The organism is Streptomyces sp. NPDC058284 (assembly GCF_042881135.1).
GTDB lineage: Bacteria > Actinomycetota > Actinomycetes > Streptomycetales > Streptomycetaceae > Streptomyces.
The window spans coordinates 37078-58850 of sequence record NZ_JBHVYE010000001.1 but is presented as its reverse complement, the minus strand read 5'-3'; the positions used below and the strand labels follow the sequence as shown (position 1 = coordinate 58850).

19 protein-coding genes are annotated in these 21773 nt (G+C 71.8%); 10 read left to right on the top strand and 9 right to left on the bottom strand.

Annotation, left to right across the window (positions count from 1 at the left end):
* Positions 1-117 precede the first annotated feature (117 nt).
* The gene (locus ACFVYR_RS00270) at positions 118-2217 is read left to right on the top strand and encodes a SpoIIE family protein phosphatase (RefSeq protein ID WP_384246925.1); all 2100 of its coding nucleotides are present in this window, start codon (positions 118-120) and stop codon (positions 2215-2217) included.
* A gap of 9 nt (positions 2218-2226) precedes the next feature.
* Positions 2227-3087 (top strand): Fpg/Nei family DNA glycosylase, encoded by an 861-nt coding sequence (locus tag ACFVYR_RS00265; RefSeq protein ID WP_384246923.1) that lies wholly within the window; start codon positions 2227-2229, stop codon positions 3085-3087.
* An 85-nt stretch (positions 3088-3172) separates the two neighbouring features.
* Here ACFVYR_RS00265 and ACFVYR_RS00260 read toward each other — a convergent pair whose 3' ends face one another.
* Entirely contained in the window at positions 3173-3685 is a 513-nt protein-coding gene (locus tag ACFVYR_RS00260) for a hypothetical protein (protein ID WP_384247967.1), read from the bottom strand.
* A 352-nt stretch (positions 3686-4037) separates the two neighbouring features.
* Between ACFVYR_RS00260 and ACFVYR_RS00255 the strand changes: the two genes are divergently transcribed.
* Positions 4038-5207, top strand: a complete 1170-nt coding sequence (locus tag ACFVYR_RS00255) for a CapA family protein (protein WP_384247965.1) — start codon at positions 4038-4040, stop codon at positions 5205-5207.
* Between the two features lie 34 nt (positions 5208-5241).
* On the opposite strand, the gene ACFVYR_RS00250 is transcribed toward ACFVYR_RS00255, so the two are convergent.
* Together ACFVYR_RS00250 and ACFVYR_RS00245 are read right to left on the bottom strand one after the other, a co-directional pair.
* On the bottom strand, positions 5242-6666 hold the full coding sequence (locus ACFVYR_RS00250) for an amino acid permease (RefSeq protein WP_384246920.1): 1425 nt from the start codon (positions 6664-6666) through the stop codon (positions 5242-5244).
* Between the two features lie 94 nt (positions 6667-6760).
* Positions 6761-7222, bottom strand: coding sequence for a universal stress protein (locus tag ACFVYR_RS00245; protein WP_384246918.1), 462 nt, complete (start codon positions 7220-7222; stop codon positions 6761-6763).
* A gap of 112 nt (positions 7223-7334) precedes the next feature.
* On the opposite strand from ACFVYR_RS00245, the gene lysX reads away from it, so the two are divergent.
* Positions 7335-10628, top strand: coding sequence for a bifunctional lysylphosphatidylglycerol synthetase/lysine--tRNA ligase LysX (lysX, locus tag ACFVYR_RS00240; protein WP_384246916.1), 3294 nt, complete (start codon positions 7335-7337; stop codon positions 10626-10628).
* A 69-nt stretch (positions 10629-10697) separates the two neighbouring features.
* A complete protein-coding gene (locus ACFVYR_RS00235) occupies positions 10698-11540 on the top strand; it encodes a polysaccharide deacetylase family protein (RefSeq protein WP_384246913.1) in 843 nt (280 codons plus the stop codon).
* Positions 11541-11596: 56 nt separating this feature from the next.
* Here ACFVYR_RS00235 and ACFVYR_RS00230 read toward each other — a convergent pair whose 3' ends face one another.
* Positions 11597-12277 (bottom strand): class F sortase, encoded by a 681-nt coding sequence (locus ACFVYR_RS00230; protein WP_384246911.1) that lies wholly within the window; start codon positions 12275-12277, stop codon positions 11597-11599.
* 349 nt (positions 12278-12626) lie between these two features.
* Between ACFVYR_RS00230 and ACFVYR_RS00225 the strand changes: the two genes are divergently transcribed.
* Positions 12627-13121: a hypothetical protein gene (locus ACFVYR_RS00225; protein WP_384247963.1), complete on the top strand. Its 495-nt coding sequence runs from the start codon at positions 12627-12629 to the stop codon at positions 13119-13121.
* 237 nt (positions 13122-13358) lie between these two features.
* Here the strand turns inward: ACFVYR_RS00225 and ACFVYR_RS00220 are convergent, their stop codons facing one another.
* The 5 genes from ACFVYR_RS00220 to ACFVYR_RS00200 form a co-directional block, all read right to left on the bottom strand.
* A complete protein-coding gene (locus tag ACFVYR_RS00220; protein ID WP_384246909.1) occupies positions 13359-13925 on the bottom strand; it encodes a hypothetical protein in 567 nt (188 codons plus the stop codon).
* A 279-nt stretch (positions 13926-14204) separates the two neighbouring features.
* Positions 14205-15518 (bottom strand): alpha/beta hydrolase, encoded by a 1314-nt coding sequence (locus ACFVYR_RS00215; protein WP_384246905.1) that lies wholly within the window; start codon positions 15516-15518, stop codon positions 14205-14207.
* Positions 15519-15609: 91 nt separating this feature from the next.
* Positions 15610-15912 (bottom strand): hypothetical protein, encoded by a 303-nt coding sequence (locus tag ACFVYR_RS00210; RefSeq protein WP_384246902.1) that lies wholly within the window; start codon positions 15910-15912, stop codon positions 15610-15612.
* Positions 15913-15982: 70 nt separating this feature from the next.
* Positions 15983-16747, bottom strand: a complete 765-nt coding sequence (locus ACFVYR_RS00205) for a hypothetical protein (protein WP_384246899.1) — start codon at positions 16745-16747, stop codon at positions 15983-15985.
* 15 nt (positions 16748-16762) lie between these two features.
* Complete coding sequence (locus tag ACFVYR_RS00200) at positions 16763-16891, bottom strand: hypothetical protein (RefSeq protein WP_384246897.1); 129 nt, start codon at positions 16889-16891, stop codon at positions 16763-16765.
* Positions 16892-17016: 125 nt separating this feature from the next.
* Between ACFVYR_RS00200 and ACFVYR_RS00195 the strand changes: the two genes are divergently transcribed.
* The 4 genes from ACFVYR_RS00195 to ACFVYR_RS00180 all read left to right on the top strand — a co-directional run bounded on the left by ACFVYR_RS00195 (position 17017) and on the right by ACFVYR_RS00180 (position 21729).
* Entirely contained in the window at positions 17017-17154 is a 138-nt protein-coding gene (locus ACFVYR_RS00195; protein ID WP_384246894.1) for a hypothetical protein, read from the top strand.
* 421 nt (positions 17155-17575) lie between these two features.
* Positions 17576-18571 (top strand): SCO0930 family lipoprotein, encoded by a 996-nt coding sequence (locus tag ACFVYR_RS00190; RefSeq protein ID WP_384246892.1) that lies wholly within the window; start codon positions 17576-17578, stop codon positions 18569-18571.
* Between the two features lie 213 nt (positions 18572-18784).
* Entirely contained in the window at positions 18785-19597 is an 813-nt protein-coding gene (locus ACFVYR_RS00185; protein ID WP_384246890.1) for an SAM-dependent methyltransferase, read from the top strand.
* Positions 19594-21729: a putative bifunctional diguanylate cyclase/phosphodiesterase gene (locus ACFVYR_RS00180; protein WP_384246888.1), complete on the top strand. Its 2136-nt coding sequence runs from the start codon at positions 19594-19596 to the stop codon at positions 21727-21729. The genes ACFVYR_RS00185 and ACFVYR_RS00180 overlap by 4 nt, the downstream gene beginning before the upstream one ends.
* The last annotated feature ends 44 nt before the right edge of the window (positions 21730-21773 follow it).

The window sequence follows — 21773 nt, the reverse complement described above, 5'->3', positions numbered from 1 at the left end:
CGGCGGCGGGGGGTCGGTGCCCACCGGCCGATGCTTCCCCTGCGTACCCCCGGGTACCCCTGCGTACCCCCGCTTCCCCCGCGTGCGGGCGTGCGGGGCTCCGCCTAGCGTGGGCCCATGGAGCACGACCCGGCGGGGCACTGCCGCTGCGGACAGCCGGCCGGGGAGCCGGACGGCTGTTTCCTCGCGCTGTACGGGGCCGCGCTGCGCATGGGCCGCTTCGACTGGGACCTGGACACCGGCCTGATGACGATGGACGCCGCCGCCCACGACGTCCTCGACGTCCACCCCGACGAATACGACAACCGGCCGGAGACCCTCGCCTTCCGCGTCCCGACCGTCGAGGCGCACCGCCTGGACCAGACCGTCTCGCACGCCCTGAAGGACGGCAGCGACAGCTACGGCGCGTACTTCCGCATCCGGCGCCGCACCGGCCGACTGCGCTGGACGCACACCCAGGCCTGCATCGAGCGGGACGCCACGGGCCGGCCGCGCCGCATCGTGGGGATCGTCAGGGATGCGACGCGGGAGCTCGGCGACAGCCCGGCCGCGCTGCGCGAGCGCGCCGACGAGGAGGCCGACCGGCGCCGCACGACCAGCATCGTGCAGGGCACCACGGCGGCCCTCGCCCACGCCCGCACGGTGCGGGACGTCATCGACGTGCTCCGGGACACCCACGGCCTCGCCCACCTGGGGGCCTCGAACCTCGTCATGGGCCTCGTCGAGGCCGGACGGATCCGGCTCGTGGCCGAGGGGCCCGCCGGCAGCTTCGTCCCCGGCACCCGCCTCACGGGCGTCGACGAGGAGTACCCGATGAGCGAGGTCGCCCGCACCCTCGCCCCGCGCTACATCGACACCGCCGACGACTTCGCGGAGTCCTACCCGCGGCTCTGGCCGCACATCGACGAGCTCGGCATCACCGCGGCCGCGTATCTGCCGCTGATCGCGCAGGGCCGCGCCATCGGCGTCCTCGGCCTGCTCTACCAGGACAAGACGGGCTTCACGACGGAGGAGCGCAACGTCCTGGTCGCGCTGAGCAGCAGCATCGCCCAGAGCCTGCAGCGCGCCATGTTCTACGAGCAGGAGAAGGACCTCGCCCAGGGCCTCCAGCAGGCCATGCTGCCGCGCAGCATCCCCGGCGTGCCGGGCGCGGAGATCGCCGTACGGTACCGCTCGGCGGCGCTCGGCCGGGACATCGGCGGCGACTGGTACGACGTGATCCCGTTGCCCGGCGGCCGGGTCGGCGCCGTCATCGGCGACGTCCAGGGCCACGACACGCACGCCGCCGCCGTCATGGGGCAGCTCCGCATCGTGCTGCGCGCCTACGCCACCGAGGGGCACACCCCCGCCACCGTCATGGCCCGCGCCTCCGGCTTCCTCCACGAACTGGACACCGACCGCTTTGCCACCTGTCTCTATGCGGAGGCGGACCTGTCGACCGGCGTGGTCCAGTTCGTCAGGGCCGGCCATCTCGACCCGCTCGTACAGGACACCGACGGCTCCTGCCGCCGCGTGCCGGTCGACGGCGGCCTGCCGCTCGGCCTGTCCGCCGAGTTCGGCCGTCTCGACTACCCCGTCACCACCCTCGAACTCGACCCGGGGCAGACCCTGCTGCTCTGCACCGACGGTCTCGTGGAGGTGCCGGGCGCCGACCTGGACGACGGGATGCGGGCGCTCTCGGAACTCGCCGCCGTCGGCCCCCGCCACCTGCAGCGGCTCGCCGACCGGCTCTGCGGCATCATCGACGGCCGCGGCGGGAACGACGACGCCGCGCTTCTCCTGTTGCGCCGCCGCGAGCTCGACGCGCCGCGTACCGGCGGCCGCCTCCAACAGCACGTCGCGCCGAGCGACCCCGAGGCACTCGCCGACGCCCGGCACATGATCAGGGCGGCGGTGCGGGCCTGGGGCGCGGGCGAGCGGGCCGACGAGATCGAACTGGTCGCCGACGAGGTGATCACCAATGCCCTGATGCACACCGACGGCGCCGCGGTCGTGACCCTGCGCGTCCTGAGCGGTACCGACCGGCGGCTGCGCGTCGACGTCGAGGACTCCTCCAGCGCTCTGCCGCGCCGCCGTGACGCCGGCGAGTCGGGGCTGTCGGGCCGCGGCCTGCTCCTGGTGGACCGGCTCGCGGACGGGTGGGGCGTGGAGGCGCGCGGCGGCGGGAAATGCGTGTGGTGCGAGTTCGTCGTGCCCGGCGCAAAGACAAGGGGTTGAGGGAGAGCCATGCCGGAACTGCCCGAAGTCGAGGCCCTCAGGGAGTTCCTGACGGGCCATCTCGTCGGCCGCGAGATCGTGCGCGTACTGCCCGCGGCGATCAGCGTCCTCAAGACGTACGACCCGCCGCTCACCGACCTCGAAGGCCGGACCGTCACCGCGGTGGAGCGGCACGGCAAGTTCCTCGACATCGACGCCGACGGTCCGCACCTGGTCACCCATCTCGCCCGCGCGGGCTGGCTGCGCTGGTACGACCGGCTCCCCGAAGGCGTCCCGCGCCCCGGCAAGGGCCCGCTGGCGCTCCGCGTGGCCCTGGAGACGGGGGAGGGCTTCGACCTCACGGAGGCGGGCACGCAGAAGCGTCTCGCGGTGTACGTCACCGAGTCGCCGGAGCGGATCCCGGGCATCGCGCGCCTCGGCCCCGACCCGCTGGCGGCCGACTTCGACGAGGAGCGCTTCGCCGGGCTCCTGGCGGGTGAACGGCGCCAGATCAAGGGGGCGCTGCGCGATCAGAGCCTGATCGCGGGCATCGGGAACGCGTACAGCGACGAGATTCTGCACGCGGCCCGCATGTCGCCGTTCCGGCTCACGTCGAGCCTCACGAAGGAGGAAGTCCATGGGCTGCATGTGGCGTTGCTGGATACGTTGAACCAGGCGGTGGAGCGCTCGCGCGGTGTCGCCGCGGGCCGCCTCAAGGCGGAGAAGAAGGGCGGCCTGCGCGTGCACGGCCGTACCGGCGAGCCGTGCCCGGTGTGCGGCGACACGGTCCGCGAGGTCTCCTTCGCGGACTCCTCGCTGCAGTACTGCCCGACGTGCCAGACGGGCGGCAAAGTGCTCGCGGACCGGCGGATGTCGCGGCTGCTGAAGTAGCGACGGGCTTGGGCCCGGCTCCGAACCGGCGCTGAGTCGGCCCCGAACCGGCCCCGAACCGGGGCCGAGTCCGCCACGAACCGGCTCAGAACAGATGGATCGCCAGGTGCCCCAGCGGCAGCCCGAGCCGCCACGCCGGGGTCCACACCTTCGGTCCGTCCTCCTCGCCCTGCACCGCACGGCCGGGCACCGCGTCCAGGTCGGGCGCGAGCAGCTCGGTCTCCTGCAGCCAGCGCCATGCCAGGTCGGCGAGTTCCAGATCGGGCCGGGGCCCGCCGGAGGCGACGGCCTCCGCCGTGAGCTGTGTCATGCGGCGGCGGACCCAGTCCTGCCACGGCTGGCTGTAGGCGGTCAGCGTCAGCCACGTCTCCAGCTGCGAGACCACGCGGATCCCGGCCAGCTCGCCCTTGCTGTCCGACAGGAAGATCGTCAGCGCCAGGGCGTCGCGTCCCGCCCGGTACTCGAAGGAGGTGGGCGGCATCAGATCGCCGGTGCGCAGCAGTTCGTCGGCGATGTACTCGGCGTACAACCACGCCATGGGCACAGCCAGTTCGCCGCCCTGGGGGCCCTCGGTGTTGCCTCTGCTCTCGTGCCGCATCCGCTCCGCCTTCCTCCGGTCCGTGCGCGTCACCGGCCTCTGGCCCCCCAATCCGGCACACGGTGAGGACAGCCGATTACCCGGGAGGGGGGTCGGGCAAGGCGCTTTGCAAACCCTTGACCCGGCCTCCGGTTTCACCGCAGGTGAGCCGCCCTGTGTTGTTCGCGTCACAGGCTCGCCCATTTGACGCTGTTTCAGGGTGCCTGACGGCTTTGGTCCTTGATTTGCCTATGACTCCGTATGTAGATGCGTTTAGCCGACTATCGTCCCCAGTCACGGAGCCCGCTCGATGACGCAGCGCGTACGCACCCCACGGCACATCAGGCCCCCTTCCACCTCCCCGAACACCCGCCTGGGCCTGCGCACGCGCCCCACGACGGCAGCGGCGGCGGTCCTTCTGCGCGCGGGCATCGCGGGCATCGTGGGCATCGCGTGCGCCGCGGGCTGCTCGGCCCCGCCGCCGGCGTGGCTCGGCGGCTCCGCGGCCGGGAAGCACCCCTTCACACTCGTCGCCTCCGGTGACGTCCTGCCGCACGCCTCGATCATCCGCCAGGCCAACGCCGACGCGGGCGGCGACGGCTACGACTTCGCGCCGATGCTCGCGGGCGCCAAGCCCGTCGTCTCCAAGGCCGACCTGGCGATCTGCCACATGGAGACGGTCTACGGCGCGGACGGCGACTACACCGGCTACCCCACCTTCAAGTCGCCGCCCCAGGTGGCCCGCGCCCTCAAGGCCACCGGCTACGACGCCTGCTCCACCGCCTCCAACCACACCCTGGACGACGGCGCGGCAGGAGTGCGCCGCACCCTGGACGCGCTGGACAAGGCGGGGGTCAAGCACGCGGGTTCGGCCCGCTCGGCCGCCGAGGACAAGCGTCCGGCCTGGCTGCGGGCGGGCGGCGCGAAGGTCGCGCAACTCGCGTACACCTACGGAACGAACGGCTATCCGCTGCCGAAGGGCAAGCCCTGGACGGTCGACCTCATCGACCGCGCGAAGATCGTCGCGGACGCCCGTGCGGCACGGAAGGCGGGCGCCGACGTCGTAGTCGTCAGCCTGCACTGGGGCTCGGAGTGGCAGGACGAGCCCGACCGGCAGCAGCTGCGGCTCGGCAAGCAGCTCACCGCGTCCCGCACGGACGGGCGCCCCGACATCGACCTGCTGCTCGGCACGCACGCCCATGTGCCGCAGGCCTACGAGAAGGTGAACGGCACATGGGTCATCTACGGCATGGGGGACCAGATCGCCGGCGCCATGATCAACCACGAGGGCGCCGACGATCCGCGCGGCAACCAGGGCACCATCGGCCGCTTCACCTTCGAGCCGCCCGCGCGCGCCGGTGCCCGCTGGCAGGTGACGAAGGCCGAGTTCCTGCCGATGTGGTTCAACACGGACACCGGCCGCGTCGTCGACCTCAACAAGGCGCTGGAGCGCGGCGCGGACGTGCGCGATGTGCGCGACCGCATCCGCCGCGTCGTGCTCAGCCGGGGCGCAGGCAAGCAGGGCCTGGTCATGGGCGAGTAGCCCCGCGGGCGCGATGCGCAGCGCCTGCGGGACCTCACGCCCCTGCGGCCCGGTCCGCCTTCGCCAGCTCCGACTTGCGGTACGAGTACCCGAAGTACACGACGAGGCCGAGCACGAACCACACGGCGAACCGCACCCAGGTCTGCCACTGCAGGAACGTGATCAGCCAGATGGAGAAGACCACCCCGACCGCCGGCACCACCGGCATCCCCGGGCAGCGGAAGGTGCGCGGCAGCTCCGGCCGCTTGTAGCGCAGCACGATCACCGCGACACACACCACGACGAACGCCAGCAGGATCCCGATGTTGGTCAGTTCGGCCGCCTCGCCGATCGGCAGGAACCCGGCGATGGCGGCCGACGCGACCCCGACGATCCACGTCACGCGCGTCGGCACGTGCCGCGTCGGATGCGTCTTGGCGAACCACTTGGGAAGGAGACCGTCCCGGCTCATCGAGAACCACACACGGGTGCACCCGAGCATGAACGTGAACATCACCGTGAGGATGCCGATGATCGCGCCCACCGCGATGACGTCCGCGAGACCGCCGAGCCCCACCGACTTGAAGGCCGTGGAGAAGCCGCTCTCCGGGTCGACGTCCTTATAGCTCTGCATGCCGGTCAGGACCAGGCAGGCGAGGACGTAGAGGACCATCGAGATGGCGAGGGAGTAGAGGATCGCCTTCGGCATGTGCCGCTGCGCGTCCTTGGACTCCTCCGCCGCCGTACTCATCGCGTCGTACCCGAAGACGGCGAAGAAGACGGTCGCGGCGCCCGTGAACGCGCCGCTGATCCCGTAGGGGAAGAACGGCTCGTAGTTCCCGGTCTCGATGTGGAAGAAGCCGACCGCGATCACGACGAGCACCACGATCACCTTGAGCACGACCACGATCAGCTCGAAGCGCGCGGCGTTCTTGATGCCGAGGGTGAGCAGGTACGCGATGAACAGGCACAGCACCGCGGCGAACAGGTCGACCTTGTGCCCGTCGCCGGTGCCCGGCGCGCCCATCATCCAGTGCGGCAGTTCCGCCCCCAGCTCCTCGACCAGGAAGCCGAAGTAGCCGGAGATGCCGATCGCCACGACGGCGACGATCGCGGTGTACTCCAGAAGCAGGTCCCAGCCGATGAACCAGCCGGTCAGCTCGCCGAGCACCACATAGCCGTAGGTGTAGGCGGAGCCCGCCTTCGGGATCATGCCCGCGAACTCGGCGTACGAGAAGGCGGCGGCGGCGCTCGCGACGCCCGCGATCAGGAAGGAGACAAGGACCGCGGGCCCCGCGGTGCCGTTCGCGACGGCGCCCGCGAGGCTGAAGATGCCGGCACCGATGATGCCGCCGACCCCGATCGCGGTGAGCTGCCAGAGCCCCAGCGTCCTGGAGAGACCGCCGCCCGCCTCTGTCTCGTCGATGTGCTCGATGGGCTTGCGGCGCAGTACGCCCTGTCCCATCCGGAGTCCCGGCATGAGCTCCACCTCTTCGCAGACGGGGCCGGCTGATGGCGGATCATGATGGCCCAGCCGGGGGCCCGAGGGAAGACGCCACACCCTGTGGAGGCCGTTACGGCACCACGGTCACCGGCCAGCGGCCCGTCTTCACCAGGCGTACGGCGACCGAGCCGACGATGCGGTGGCCCGCCTGCTCGGAGGCGCCGACGACCACGGCGTCGGCCTTCAGGTCGTCGGCGGCGGTGACCAGACCGGTGAAGGGGTCACCGCGGAAGGTGTGGAACTCCCACCGGACGTCGAATATGCCCTTCACCCGCTCGGTGGCGGACCTGATCTCCGCGATCAGCCCCTCGGCGATCTCGTCGGTGGTCTCGGCCACCGGAGCGCCGAACGCGGCCCCCGCCGCGAGAACCGGCTGGATGTACACCACCGCGAGCAGGGCCCGCTGCCGCCTGGCCAGGCCTCCGGCGTACGCCGCCGCCCGCAGAGACGTATCGGAGCCGTCGACTCCGACGACGATGACTTTCGGCCCGTCGGTGCCGCGTTCGAACTGCTGGGACTGGTCTTCGCTCACGACGAGAGGTTAGCGGAGGCACTCATACCGCCTGCGCTCCGGGCACCCGGGCCCCGTTCCGCCGCCCCCGCTCGACGCGCGCGGCGGCCCCGCTCTTCCTAGAGTCGTGCCCATGACGGTCAGCACGGAGGAGCCCGGGCCCTGCGGGCGCACGCGCGCCGGCGGCGGCTTCCTCGGCCGGGTCCCGGAGGGCTTCGCCGCCTTCTTCGGCGGCCTCGGCGTCTTCTGCGCGGTCCTTGCGGTGATCGCCCCGCTGCGCCGCCTCCTCATGCCCGTCATCCGCGTCCTCGACCTCGTCACGGTCCCGGTCAGCGCGAACCTCGCGTACGCCGTCTTCCTCTTCCTGCTCGCCGCCGCGACAGCCGCCCGCAAGAAGGTCGCGTGGTGGCTGGTCGTCAGCTATCTGGGGCTGCTTCTCGCCTTCGACGTGCTCGGCGCGGCGCTCGGCTTCTGGGCCGAGTCGCTGCCGTCCTTCGTGGTCTGCGGCATCGCCTTCGTCCTGCTGATCCTGGCCCGCCAGGAGTTCTCCGCGGACTCCCGGCGCGGCGCCGTACGGCGGGCCGTGGCGGTCCTGGTGGCGGGCCTCGGCCTCGCGAGCCTCCTCGGCTGGGGACTGGTGGAGCTGTTCCCCGGCACGCTGGTGCGCGGGGAGCGCCTGCTGTGGGCGGCGAACCGGGTCTGCGGCGGGCTGATCCACGGCCGCGACTACTTCGACGGCGCCCCCTCGCGCGGCCTCCACTTCTGGCTCGGCCTGTTCGGCGCCCTCGCCCTGCTGAACGCCGCCGCCACCCTCTTCCGCTCCCAGCGCATGGAAGCGGCCCTGCACGGCGACGAGGAGCCCCGCATCCGCGCCCTGCTCGGGGCGTACGGGGCGCAGGACTCGCTCGGCTACTTCGCCACCCGGCGCGACAAGGCCGTCGTCTTCTCGCCCAGCGGCAAGGCCGCCGTCACCTACCGCGTGGAGGCCGGCGTCTGCCTGGCCAGCGGCGACCCCGTGGGCGACCGCGAGGCCTGGCCGCACGCGATCGGCGCCTGGCTGGACGTCGCCAGGCGGTACGCCTGGCAGCCCGCCGTCATGGGCGCGTCCGAGGACGGCGCCACCGCGTACGCCCGCGCCGGGCTCGGCGCGCTGCAACTCGGCGACGAGGCGATCCTGCACGTCGCGCAGTTCGATCTGGACGGCCGCGACATGCGCGTCACCCGCCAGGCCGTGAACCGGGTCCGCCGCACCGGCGCCACCGCCCGGGTCCGCAGGCACTCCACCCTCACCGACGAGGAGATGGAGGAGATCATCGACAAGGCCGACGCCTGGCGGGACACCGAGACCGAGCGCGGCTTCTCCATGGCCCTCGACCGGCTCGGCGACCCCGAGGACGGTGACTGCCTCCTCGTCGAGGCGTTGGGCGCCGACGGCAAGCTCCTCGCGCTGCTCTCCCTCGTCCCCTGGGGCAGGGACGGCATCTCCCTCGACCTGATGCGCCGCGACCGGACCGCGCCGAACGGTGTCATGGAGTTCATGGTCGCCGAGCTCTGCGCCGCCGCGCCCCGGCTCGGAGTGCGGCGCGTCTCGCTGAACTTCGCCGTGTTCCGCTCGGTCTTCGAGGAGGGCGGCCGCATCGGCGCGGGGCCCGTGCTGCGGCTGTGGCGCAAGCTGCTCCTGTTCTTCTCCAAATGGTGGCAGCTGGAGGCCCTCTACCGCTCGAACGCCAAGTACCACCCGGAGTGGTACCCGCGTTTCATCTGCTACGGCGACAGCGGCGCCCTCGCCCGGATCAGCCTGGCGTCGGGCATCGCCGAGGGCTTCGTCTCCGTGCCGTCGCTGCGCAAACTCTGGGGCAAGGGCCACAAGCCGCGCGGCGTCGACCGGCCCACGACCACCGAGGGCCTCCCCTCCATCGCCGCGCTCGGCCTCGCGGACCAGGACACCGCCGCCGACCCCGTGTCGAGGCTCCCGGAACAGATCCGCGCCCGCCACCGCAAACTCGACCGACTGCGCGCCGGGGGAGTCGACCCCTACCCGGTCGGCCTCGCTCCCCGCACCCATGAACTGGCCCGCGTGAACCGTCAGCTGACGGGGCAACAGGTGTCGGTCACGGGCCGTGTCATGCTCGTACGCGACTTCGGCGGCATCGTCTTCGCCGTGCTGCGCGACTGGTCGGGCGACCTGCAGCTCGCCCTCGCCCGCGACACCTCGGGCCCTGGCGTCCTGGACGGCTTCACCGACGCCACCGACATCGGCGACCACATCGCCGCCACCGGCACGGTCGGCACCAGCGACCGGGGCGAGCTCACCGTCTTCGTCACCGAATGGCGGCTCACCGGCAAGTGTCTGCGCCCGCTGCCCGACAAGCGCCGCGGCCTGACCGACCCCGAGGCCAAGGTCCGCCGCCGCTACCTCGACCTGATCGCGACCCCCGGCGCACGCGACGTGGTGCGGTTCCGCTCCACCGCCGTGCAGGCGCTGCGCCAGGGCCTCCTCGACCGCGGCTACCTCGAGGTCGAGACGCCGATGCTCCAGCAGATCCACGGTGGCGCCAACGCCCGCCCTTTCACCACCCACATCAACGCCTACGACCTCGACCTGTACCTGCGCATCGCCCCCGAGCTGTACCTGAAGCGGCTCTGCGTCGGCGGCATGGAGAAGGTCTTCGAGATGGGCCGCACCTTCCGCAACGAAGGCGTCTCCTACAAGCACAACCCCGAGTTCACGATGTTGGAGGCCTACCAGGCCTTCGCCGACTACGACGTGATGCTCGACCTCACCCGCGAGCTCGTCCAGTCCGCCGCGACCGCCGCCTTCGGCTCGCCAGTCGCCCGCAGGGCCGACGCCGGAGGCAGGCTCGTCGAGCACGACATCTCCGGGCCCTGGCCGGTCAAGACCGTGTACGGCGCGCTCTCCGAGGAGCTCGGCGACGAGGTCGACGCCGGCACTCCGCTCACCGTCCTGCACCGGCACTGCGACCGCGCCGCCGTCCCCTACACCGCGGACGACGGCCGCGGCGACGTCGTCCTCGAAATGTACGAGCGGCTCGTCGAGGAGAAGACGGAGCTGCCCACCTTCTACAAGGACTTCCCCACCGACGTCTCCCCGCTCACCCGCCGGCACCGCACGGACCCGCGGCTCGCCGAACGCTGGGACCTCGTCGCCTTCGGCACCGAACTGGGCACCGCCTACTCCGAGTTGACCGACCCCGTGGAGCAGCGCCGCCGACTCACCGCGCAGTCGCTGCTCGCCGCCGGGGGAGACCCCGAGGCCATGGAGCTCGACGAGGACTTCCTCGACGCCCTGGAGTACGCGATGCCGCCCACCGGCGGACTCGGCATCGGCGTCGACCGGCTCGTCATGTTCCTCACCGGTCTGACCATCCGGGAGACCCTGCCCTTCCCCCTCGTCCGCCGCGTCTGATCGGGTGCTTTCGGGGGCCGCCCCGTGTTGATGGTCCGCACGGGCCTTCGGCCGTGCGACGGATTACTCATGAAAGATGATGAGCTGACTCCAGGGCGCCGGGTCCTGCTCCGGGCGGCGGCGATGCTGGGCCTCGGCGCGAGCGCGGGATGCGCGGCCGACCGTGCGCCCGCTCCGGGACCCGCCGCTGCCGCGAGGACGCCCGCCGGGGGCCCGCAGGCCGCGCGGCTCCGGGGGCCCTCCGCGTACCGCCTGCAGCCCATGGCGGGCTACGCTCCCGGGCGCCCCGGCCGGGCCCTGCCCCGCGTACGCGAGGCGCCCATCCTGCGGATGCCGGGACGCGAGCCGACGATGGTGCTGACCTTCGACGACGGGCCCGACCCGCGCTACACCCCGCACATCCTGCGGACACTGCGCGAGTACGAGGTCCGCGCGATGTTCTTCGTGTGCGGTGAGATGGCCGTCGACAACAAGGACCTGCTCCGCGAGATGGCCGACGACGGGCATCTGATCGGCAACCACACCTGGAGCCACCCGCTGCTGACCCGGCTCCACCGGGCCGGGATGCGCGAGGAGATCGAGCGGACCTGCGAGGTCATCGAGAACGCGACAGGCGAGCCCCCCGCCTGGTTCAGGGCCCCCTACGGCGCGTGGAACCGCAACGCCTTCCAATTGGGGGCCGGGCTCGGCATGGAGCCGTTGGCCTGGACCGTCGACACCCTCGACTGGACCGAACCGGGGGCGCGGACCATCGTGCGGCGGGTGCGCGAGGGCGCAGGGCCCGGGGTCGTGGTGCTCTCGCACGACGCGGGCGGCGACCGCTCGGCCAGCGTCGAGGCGCTGAGCTCCTACCTTCCGGAACTGCTTGACTCCGGCTATCACCTCACCGTGCCGCGGAGTGACCTGTTCTGAGAGCTCGTGCGGCGCGTGCCGCTCGTCCGCCTGGTTCCCGTGTCGAAGACAGGCTCTCAGCGCACGGCGACCAGTCGGGCGAACACCACGACGTTCCCGTCGTATCCGGCCCGTTTCGAGAAGCCGCCGCCACAGGTGATGACGCGCAATTCGGGAGTTCCACTGTTCCCGTAGACCCGCTCGCCCGGGAAAGTGGCCTTGTCGAACACCTCGACGCCGTAGATCTTGAAAATCGCCGTCTTCTTGTCCCGGCGCCTGACCTCGACGTGATTTCCCTTCTTCAGCGAACCCAGACCGTAGAAGACGGCCGGGCCCTGCCGGTTGTCCACATGGCCGACGATCACGGCCGTGCCCTTCTCGCCGGGCGACACGGCGCCGGTGAACCAGCCCGCGAGGTTCGGGTCGTCGGGCGGCGGCGCATCCACCCAGCCCTCCGCGTCCAGTCCCACCTGCATGATCGGCGCATCCACCTGGATGCCTTTGATGCGTACGCGCTCGGCGGGTGAGAAGGCCAGGGGTGCCGGGGCGCCGGCGACGGCTTCGGGCGTGCGGTCCGCGGCCGCGGCGGACGCGGGCTGCGGCGGGCCGACGTCGAATTCCCCCGAACCATTTCGGATCAGCGCGAGGCCGGTCAGCAGAACGAGCGCCATCACGCCCCACGGGGCGCGCTTCCTCGGCTTCTCGTCCTCCTGGACTTCCTGGAATTCGAAATCGTCGGCCGGATGGGACGAAGGCATTCTCTATCCCCTCTCAACGCGGCAGGCACGCCGCGTCCGTTGCGCGTACCAGCACGCTAAGCGTGGCGCGCGCGGCGTGCGAAAGGGCGGGAGCGAACGGGTGGCGCGGGGGCCGGGGTGCGCCATCCGAGTGCGCCTCCGGCAGGAACTTTCTGACAGACCGTGACCTGCGGTGATGTCGGGTCGAACGCACGTGCCTCGGCGTGTCGTCTCACCAGGACGGCCGATCGCCGAAATGCGGCCTCGCGCACGGCATCTGAGGGTCAGTCTGGGAGGCGCTCTCGCCGATCGACCGGGGACGGTAGCCCCGGGGCGTCTTCCGCGGAGGATTGCCATGCGTACATCCCGTATGCGGACCACTCATGCCCTCGCGGTCGCCGCCGCGGCCGTCGGGGCCGTCGGGCTCGCCGCCCCGGCCGCGTCCGCCTGGGCCGACCCGACCAACATCGTGGCGATGCCCAGTGTGGTCCCGAGAGGGGGTCATCTGACGGTCACCGTCGACGGCTCGTCCTGCCAGTCGCAGGGCAGCAAGGTCACGTCACCCGCCTTCCCCGACGCGAAGCTGGAAGGCATCCCGGGCGGCACCGCGGTGAGCGCCACCGCGGCCGTCCACCAGCACGTGCGCCCTGGCGCGTACGACATCACGGCCCACTGCGGGGGCAAGACCCTGGTCCGCCCGGCGGCGTTCACCGTCATCCACGGCGGTGTGCGCGGTGGCTTCGGCGGCAGCACGAACTCCGGCGCGACCGGCACCGACATGGCGATCGGCGGTGCGCTGGTCACCGCCGCGCTGGTCGGCGGCGGGGTCTTCTGGATGCGTCGCCGGGCCGAGAACCGGGCCTAGGCTCCGGCCGGATCTGCGGCCGGATCTGCGGCCGGATCTGCGGCCGGGTCCGCGGCCGGGTCCGGGAAACGGGTCCGGACTTTCCCGCCGGTCCCGGGAGTTGGGCCCTCCGGGCCGGGGCGTCCCCCTTCCGCTCCGTGCCCGGTGTGCCCTTCTCGTACCGACGCGGACAGCTCGTACCGACGGTGCCGGCGCTTCGTCCCCGGGATCTGGAGACGTCCCGGGGGCGGAGTGCTGTCAGGAGTGGTCCCCGCCGGTGCGGCGGCGCATCTTGTAGTACGCGGTGCCGACGGTGCCCAGGATCAGGGCGCCGCCGAGGGCGATCTCGTGCAGGTCGAATCCGCCGAGGCTGCCACCGGTGCCGGCCTTGACGCCCTTGTGGGCGTGGTGATCCGGGTGGTGGGTGTTGTTGGGGTGGTGGCTGTTGTTGTCGGGACGACCCGTGGCGATGGTGAGGTCGGTCTTGTCGCTGCCCGGGTTGCTGCCGTTGCAGGTGAACGTGACCTCGTACGTCGCACCCGGCTTGGCGTCCCAGAACACCTGGGCGGTGGCGGACTTCTGCCCCTTGGGAATGGTGGTGTCGTCGAAGACGCCGGAGGTGACCTTCGTCTCGCCGTCGCATCCGTCGACGTTGAGGGTGACCTGGCCACCCGCGGCGATCGTCGTCGGGGTGACGCTGAAGCCGAAAGCGGTCACGTTCTCCTCGCCGAGGACGGCTGCGGTCGCGGCGGTCGCGGCGGGGGCCGTCACGGCGAGTGCGGAAGCGGTGAGCAGAGCGGCCGAGGCGATGCGTATCGCGCTCATGGTGGATCCTCCGGGTCCCCGAGGAGCAAGCGGCGGACTCTTCTTCCGCTGACATCTGAAATGCACCTCGATGTCCGAAACGCTAGGTACGGAGCCGTGGCACCGCGATCCGTGTCGCGCGAACGGGTCAACCGGGTGGGCCGGCCGGGCGAACGGGGCGGCGCGGCGTCGCGGATTGGACCCGGCGGTGTGGTGGGGCTCTCCGGTAGGGGGACGGGGCGGCTTGGGCCCAGCGGCTCAGCTCCCGTGCTTCAGCGCCGCGTCAGGGCCTCGGCGCGGTCAGCGCCTCAGGGGCGTCAGGCCGATGTGCGACGCCAGCCACGGGAGCTGCTTCTCCAGGCCGGGACGCCACACCTGCCAGCTGTGCCGGCCCGGCAGTTCCACGAGCTCGGCCTTCATCCCGGCCTTCCTCGCCGCCGCGTACACCGTGAGCGCCTGCGGACGGTACGTCGAGTCGTCGGTCCCCGCGACGAACGCCCCGGCCGTGTCCGGGAACCTCCGCCGAGCCATCACGTCGACCGGGTTGACCTTCTCGAACGCGGCTTCGTCCCCGCCGAACGCCGCGTCCACGGTCTTCTCGCGGCCCCCGAGCGTCGGCTCGTCCTGGCCCGAGATGTCGAGGAAGGTGCCGTAGACCTCCGGCGCGTTGACCGCCAGCTGCAGGGCGCAGGTGCCGCCGTTGGAAAGCCCGGAGACCGCCCGGTGCGCGCGGCCCGTGGCCGCCTGCAGGTGGTCCGCCGCCCAGGCCGGGACGTCCTCGGCGAGATACGTCTGCACCTTGCCGAGCCGGGAGTCCATGCACAGCGGATTGTCGAAGGAGGAGCCCAGCGGGTCGACGACGAGGACGACCGGCGCGAGACCGCCGTGCCGGCCGGCGAAGTCGTCCATCATGTCCGGCAGCTGACCGGAGGTGATCCAGTCCTGCGGGGAGCCCGGCTGCCCGGCCATCAGGACGAGTACGGGCAGCAACGGGCGAGGCGAGGCGCGGTAGGCCGGGGGCAGGTAGACGTACGCGTCACGGGCCTTGAACCCCGACTTCGCGCCGGGGATCGAGGTGGTCGACACGGTGCCCTTGGCGGGCAGCCCGGCCGGCGCCTTCCACACCTCGGACAGCGCTTTGCCCGCGGGCACGTCGAGCGTCGGCTCCTTCCTGCCCGTGGCGTCCTTGAGGCTGACGGTGCCCTGGGGGCCCAGCATGGTCCGCGGGGTCGGGTAGTTGTCGTAGTGGATGTTCACCTCGGAAAGTCCGAGGACCACGACGAGCAGGCCCGCGGACAGGGCGCCCGCGCGGCCGGGCCACCGCAGCATCGGCAGTCGGCAGAGGGCCAGGCAGACGCCGAGGATCGCGACGCCGGTCCACACCACCACGTCGACGGGGAGTTTGTCGGGGAAGGGCTGCCACCAGTCGTCGACGGTGAGCTGGACCAGAAGGGTCAGGATCGCCGCCGTCACGGCGGCGAGCGGGAGCAGCCGGGTCCACCAGCGGCGGTCGCGGGAGAAGAGGAGGGCGGCGAGTGCCAGGCCGCCGAGAATCCGCACGACGAGCGGAACCGCCCCGTCGACCAGCGACCAGTCCAGCGGCCCGGCGGCCATCGGCACCTCCACCCGGCACACGTCACCTGCCGGTTCACGCAAACCTTAACAAGGAGGGCGAACGTGGCAAATCGGGCGACGTGCGGGTCTCTCAGCGGTCTGTCCGATCCGTCCGATCCGTCCGGTCCGTCCGGTCCGTCCGGTCCGTCTGGTCGGGCTGGTCGGGCTGGTCGGTCCGGTCCGTCCGGTCCGGCCACCCGTGCGCTCCGCCGCGCCATTCGACGAGATGCGGGTCGTCGAGCGCGATGTCGGCCTCGCCGATGCCGGCGCGCCGCAGGAACCCCGTGAGGTCCGCGTCGCTGCGGGCGACGCCGACGTCCTCACCGCGCACGGTGACCCGTCGCCCGCCGTCGGCGGCGGGCGGGTGGACGATGATCGGTGACTGCCAGGCCATGGCACCAGGGTGCGCCGAACAAAAGCGCGGCGCAGCACGGATGCCGATACGGGCCCGAAGGTGGCCGGGATCAGCCACTCAGTCCGGGGAACAACAGGTGGAACGGTTCCGCTGTCGCCGCGACGCCGCGACTGTAGGGCGCGTCGAGGTCCCAGATGAGGAAGAGCAGGAAGGCGAACAAAGCGGAGAAGAGTCCCGCCAGGATGAGTTCGCGCGGGGTGCGGCGAATTTGCAGGGCGAAGATCATGCCGATGGTGACGAACCCTCCGATGATGAGACCGAACCAGACCACGCCGGGCATGGTCGCCCCCGTACTGTCCGCGCGGGCGCTGCGCGCGTCGTCCGCGGCCGCCACCGCGTCGACCAGCGGCTGGTAGGCCTGCGCCTCGTAGTCCGACTTCGGCTCGTAGTCCGTCACGTCGTGCCGGACGCGGGCCAGCAATTGCGCACCGCGGTCGGTGAGTTCACCCTTGTCCTTCATGGTGTCCCACTCCGTGGTGACGACATGGCTGACATAGGTGTGGACGTCGGCGCGAATCTGGCCCCGTACCTCCTCGGGCCAGACCCGCGACCGCTCCGAGACCTCGTGCAGGGCCTGTGCCTCGAGGCGTACGTGCTCCTGTGCGGCGCCCCGCGCCTCCCAGGCGCCCGCGATGGCCAGGCCAAGGACGATGGCGTACACGACGCCGATCATCATCGTCATGTACTCGATGACGTCGGGCGTCTCCGACGCGTCGTAGTCCTCGCCGGTCGTGCGGTGGCGAAGCAGGGTCACGACGAGCACGACGGCGCACACGACGACCATCGCGAGGGTGAGAACAAGCCATTCCGACATGGAAACCTCCGGCGGTCAGCGCGGGCGGAGCGCGGCGACGGCGAGCACCGCGGGCGCCGTGATGAGCAGGGTCAGCGAGACGAGGGGTGGACCGTGGCGGGGCTGCTGCCCGCGCGACGGGGCGTGGTACGCCGGATATGACACGGATGAGGCCGACGGAGTGGGCCGGGGGGTGACGGACGGCTTGGGTTCGGGTTTCGGCTCGGGGGCCGGCGGCACGGGCGGCGGAGGCGGTGGCGTGGGCCGGGCGGGCGGCGCGGGGGCCGGCGGTGGAGGCGGCTTGGGAGCGGGCGGTGGCGGAGGCGGGGGCGGCGGTGGTGGCGGTGGTGGGGGAGCAGGCGGTGGTGGAGGTGGTGGGGGCGGTGGGGGAGGCTTCGGGTGATGTGTGGGACCGGCGTGGCAGTTGACGCCGTCGCCCGCGACGGCCACCGAGCCGCCGCCCGAAGCGCTGCCGCCCTGAGTGATCGACGCGTAGGCGCAGTCGTCGGCGGAGGCCGCGCCGAGGGCCGAAGAGGCACCGAGCAGCAAGGCCAGCGCCATGAGCGCCAACACGCGTGTGACTAGGGGTGACAAGGCCCGCGAAGTTCGATGCACGACGGGGAGCATGGGCAGTGCACGGCCCCGCCACGCCGCCGAAGCCCCTGATTGACCCGAAGGGGGGATCTGTCTCCGTCAGGGGTTTGACGGCGCGCACCCCTCGCTCCGGCTGCGTCCTCGGCGAAGAATCTTGCGCCCCGGCTGAACGGCGCGGTGGCTCCCGCCCGTACCTAGGGCCATGTGTGACGCAATCGGGCGCCACAACACCTCTGTGAACAGTGGGAGTCAAGGATGCTGCATCCAAGTGGGGTTTCCCCCCGGGCCTGGCGGAGCGCCTCACTCGTAGCGACAGCCGCGGCCCTGCTGGCGCTGACGACGGCGTGCGGCCAGGAGAAGGGCGACCAGTCCCCGAACGGGCAGAACGTGGGCAACCAGGCGCCCGCGAAGGACGGCGGCTACGGCGCGGACGACGGCTACGGCGCGGACTCCGACGCCGCCGGCAAGGACGCCGCCGGCAAGGGTGCGGGCGCCAAGGCCAAGCCCGCCGGGCAACTCGCCGTGTGGGACAGCAAGAAGCTGGGCAAGGTCGTCACCGACAACGCGGGCTTCACCCTCTACCGCTTCGACAAGGACACCGCCCAGCCGCCCAAGTCCAACTGCGACGCCGCCTGCCTGAAGACCTGGCCCGCCGTCGCGGCGGGCGGCGCCAAGGCCGCTCCGGGCGTCGACGCCTCCCTGCTCGGCGAGGTCACCGCCGCCGACGGCACCAAGCAGCTGACCGTCGACGGCTGGCCGATGTACCGGTACGCACGGGACACCAAGCCGGGCGACGCCAAGGGGCAGGGAGTGGGCGGCACTTGGTACGCGGCGGCCCCCGACGGCAAGAAGGCCGCGCCCCCGGCGGCCGGGGCGGCTCCCGTCGACCCGGCAGGACTCTCCACCCGCAAGGACCCGAAACTCGGCGAGATCGTCGTCGACAAGAACGGCATGACCGTCTACCGCTTCACCAAGGACTCGGCCTGGCCGATCAAGTCGGCGTGCACCGGCGCCTGCCTCCAGAAGTGGTCCGTCGTGGCTCCCGTGGCCAAGAGCGACACTCGAGGAATCCTCGAGAAGGGCTTCATGGTCTTCAACCGGCCCGACGGCGAGAAGCAGCAGACGATCAACTGCTGGCCGCTGTACACCTTCGGCGGCGACAAGAAGCCCGGAGACACCAACGGGCAGGGCGTCGGCGGGACTTGGTACGCGGCGAGCCCCCAGGGCAAGCCGGTGGGCGCCGCAGGCTAGCCCGCCCGGGCGCACGGACAGACCGGCCCGTCTCCTCCCATATCACAGGGAGGGGGCGGGCCGTTCCCCGGTGCGGGACACGGCACTTGCCAAAGGCAGTGACCGAGAACGGACGGCCAATTTCCGTTTTGACTCGCTCCCTTGGCGGACGATCAGTAGCCTCACCCTCGAACACCGGATCGTCTGCGTCACCCCCTACGCCTTGGAGTCTTGATGGAGCGTCCCGCCTGGGCCCCGCTCGGCATCGACATCTCGATGCCCAGCGTCTCCCGCATCTACGACTACTACCTGGGCGGTTCGCACAACTTCGAGGTGGACCGGGAGGCGGCCCGCAAGGCGATGGAGTTCATGCCGGGGCTGCCGAAGATCATGCAGGCCAACCGGGCCTTCATGCGGCGCGCGGTGCGGTACGCCGTCGACCAGGGCGTCACCCAGTTCCTCGACATCGGCTCCGGCATCCCGACGTTCGGCAACGTCCACGAGGTGGCCCGGCAGGCCAGCCCCGACGCCCGCGTCGTCTACGTGGACCACGACCCGGTCGCCGTGGCGCACAGCCGGGCCGTTCTCGACGGCACCGAGGGGACCGGGGCCGTCACCGGCGACCTGCGCGCGCCCCGGGACATTCTGGGCAGTCCGGAAGTCGCCACGGTCCTCGACCTGGACCGCCCGGTCGCTCTTCTCCTCGTCGCCGTCCTGCACTTCGTCGAGGACGCGTACGATCCTTACGCGGCGGTCGCCGAGCTGCGGGACGCAACTGCGCCCGGCAGCCTCGTCGTGGTCAGCCACGCCTCGTACGAGGGGGTTCCCGTTCCCCCCGAACAGGCCGGGCGGACGGTCGGTGTATACAAGGACATCCGCAATCCACTGATCATGCGCTCGCGCGACGCGATCGCGCGGTTCTTCGAGGGATACGACATGGTGGAACCCGGCCTGGTGCCGATGCCGCACTGGCGGCCCGACACTGCGCCCGAGGAGGAGGATCCCTACTCCTTCTCGGGATTCGCGGGCGTGGGACGCAAGCGTTGAGCGGCGAGCAGGACGGACCCGAGGGAAGACTCCGCCGGTTCGCCACCATCTGGAGCCGGGCGATCTTTCCCGTGACGGCGACCTCGCTGACCCGTCCCGAGTTCGAGCAGCAACTGGTGCCGCTCGCCCGGCGGTTGAGCGAAGCGCTGCGGGAGCGGGTCTTCGACTCGGCGAAGAGTCAGGGCATCGGCGCCGCGCTCGTCGGCACGCACTGCACGGACCCAGAGGCCCTCAGCCGCACGCTCGACTGCGTCGACGCCTATCTGGTCCTGTACTGCGGCGGTGAAGGACCCCGCGAGGAGCTGCGCGCCCGCTCCGCGCGGATCCAGCACGCGATGGCCGCGGGCTTCGCCCAAGCGCTGCGCGAGCGCACGCTTGCCGAGCAGGAGGCGATCTCCCGGGCCGCCCTGAGCGCCCGCAGCGCCGTCGCCGAGGCCCTGCACGCCAGCGAGGCGCGGTTCCGTGCCGTCTTCCACGGCGCCGCGATCGGCATCGGCATCGCGGACCTCGACGGCACGGTCCTGGAGGTCAACGACGCGCTGATCCGCATGTTCGGCGGCCTGGAGCACCAACTGCGCGGGCGCAACGTGGGGGAGTGGACGCACCCCGACGACTCACCCCACGTCTGGAAGCTGTACGAGGAACTGGTGCGCGGGGACCGTGAGCACTACCGCGTGGAGAAGGCCTTCTACCGCCCCGACGGCACGGTCCTGTGGACCAACCTGACCGTCTCCCTGCTGCGCGACGCGGACGGCGCCCCGCAGTACCAGCTGGCCCTGATGGAGGACACCACCGAGCGACGGCTCCTCAACCTCCGCCTGCGGTACGAGGCCACGCACGACGCGCTCACCGGACTGCCCAACCGCACCCTGTTCTTCGAGCGCCTGGAGAAGGCGCTCGCGGCGGGCGGAACCGCCCGGTTCGGGCTGTGCTACCTCGACCTCGACGGCTTCAAGACCGTCAACGACAGCCTCGGTCACGCGGCCGGCGACCGGCTGCTCGTCGAGGTCGCCGACCGGCTGCAGTCCTGCGCGACCGCCCCCGGCGAGATGGTGGCCCGGCTCGGCGGCGACGAGTTCGTGGCGCTCACCACGGGCCCCGACACCGAGACCGAGGTGGACGAGCTCGCCGGCCGCATCATGAACGCGCTCGCCGCCCCGATCCGCGTCGACGGACGCGAGCTGACCGTGCGCGGCAGCATCGGCATCGTCGAGGGCGCGGCGGGCGAGCGCGGCGCCGCGGAAGTCCTGCGCAGCGCCGACATCACGATGTACCGCGCCAAGTCCGCGGGCGGCAACCGCTACGAACTCGCCGACCCCGAGGCCGACGCCCGTGCCATCACCCGGCACGGGCTGACCACCGCGCTGCCCGCCGCCCTGGAACGCGGCGAGTTCTTCATCGAGTACCAGCCCCTCGTGCACCTCGGCGACGGCAGTGTGCGCGGCGCCGAGGCGCTGGTGCGCTGGCTGCACCCGCAGCACGGCGTCATCGGCCCGGACCGCTTCATCCCGCTCGCCGAGCACACCGGACTGATCGTGCCGCTGGGGCGCTGGGTCCTCGAGGAGTCCGTGCGCCAGGCCCGCCTGTGGGAGGCCCGGCACAGCGGGGCCGGACCGCTGCGCGTCAACGTCAACCTCTCGCCGATGCAGCTCACCCACCCGGGCCTTGTCTCCGACACGGTCGACATCCTGGAGCGCGAGGGCCTCGAGCCGGGCGCGCTCTGCCTGGAGGTCACCGAGTCCGCGCTGATAGGAGCCGACGACGACCTGCTCAAGCCGTTGCGCAGGCTCGCCGAGATGGGCGTGGACATCGCGCTCGACGACTTCGGTACGGGCTACTCCAACCTCGCCAACCTGCGGCGTCTGCCGGTGAGCGTGCTCAAGCTCGACCGCTCGTTCACCCAGGGCATGCAGCACTTCCCCGCCGACCCCGTCGACCTGAAGATCGTCGAGGGGATCGTCGCGCTGGCCCACAGCCTCGACCTCGCGGTCACCGTCGAGGGCGTCGAGACGGGCGCCCAGGCGGACCAGCTGCGGGAGCTCGGCTGCGATACGGCCCAGGGCTGGTACTACGCGCGGCCCGGCCCGCCGGACCGGTTGCACGAACTGGCGCTGGCGGACGCGACCGGCTGACCGCCGGGGCGGGTGCGGGGATTCAGAGCCTGTCTTTGAACCCC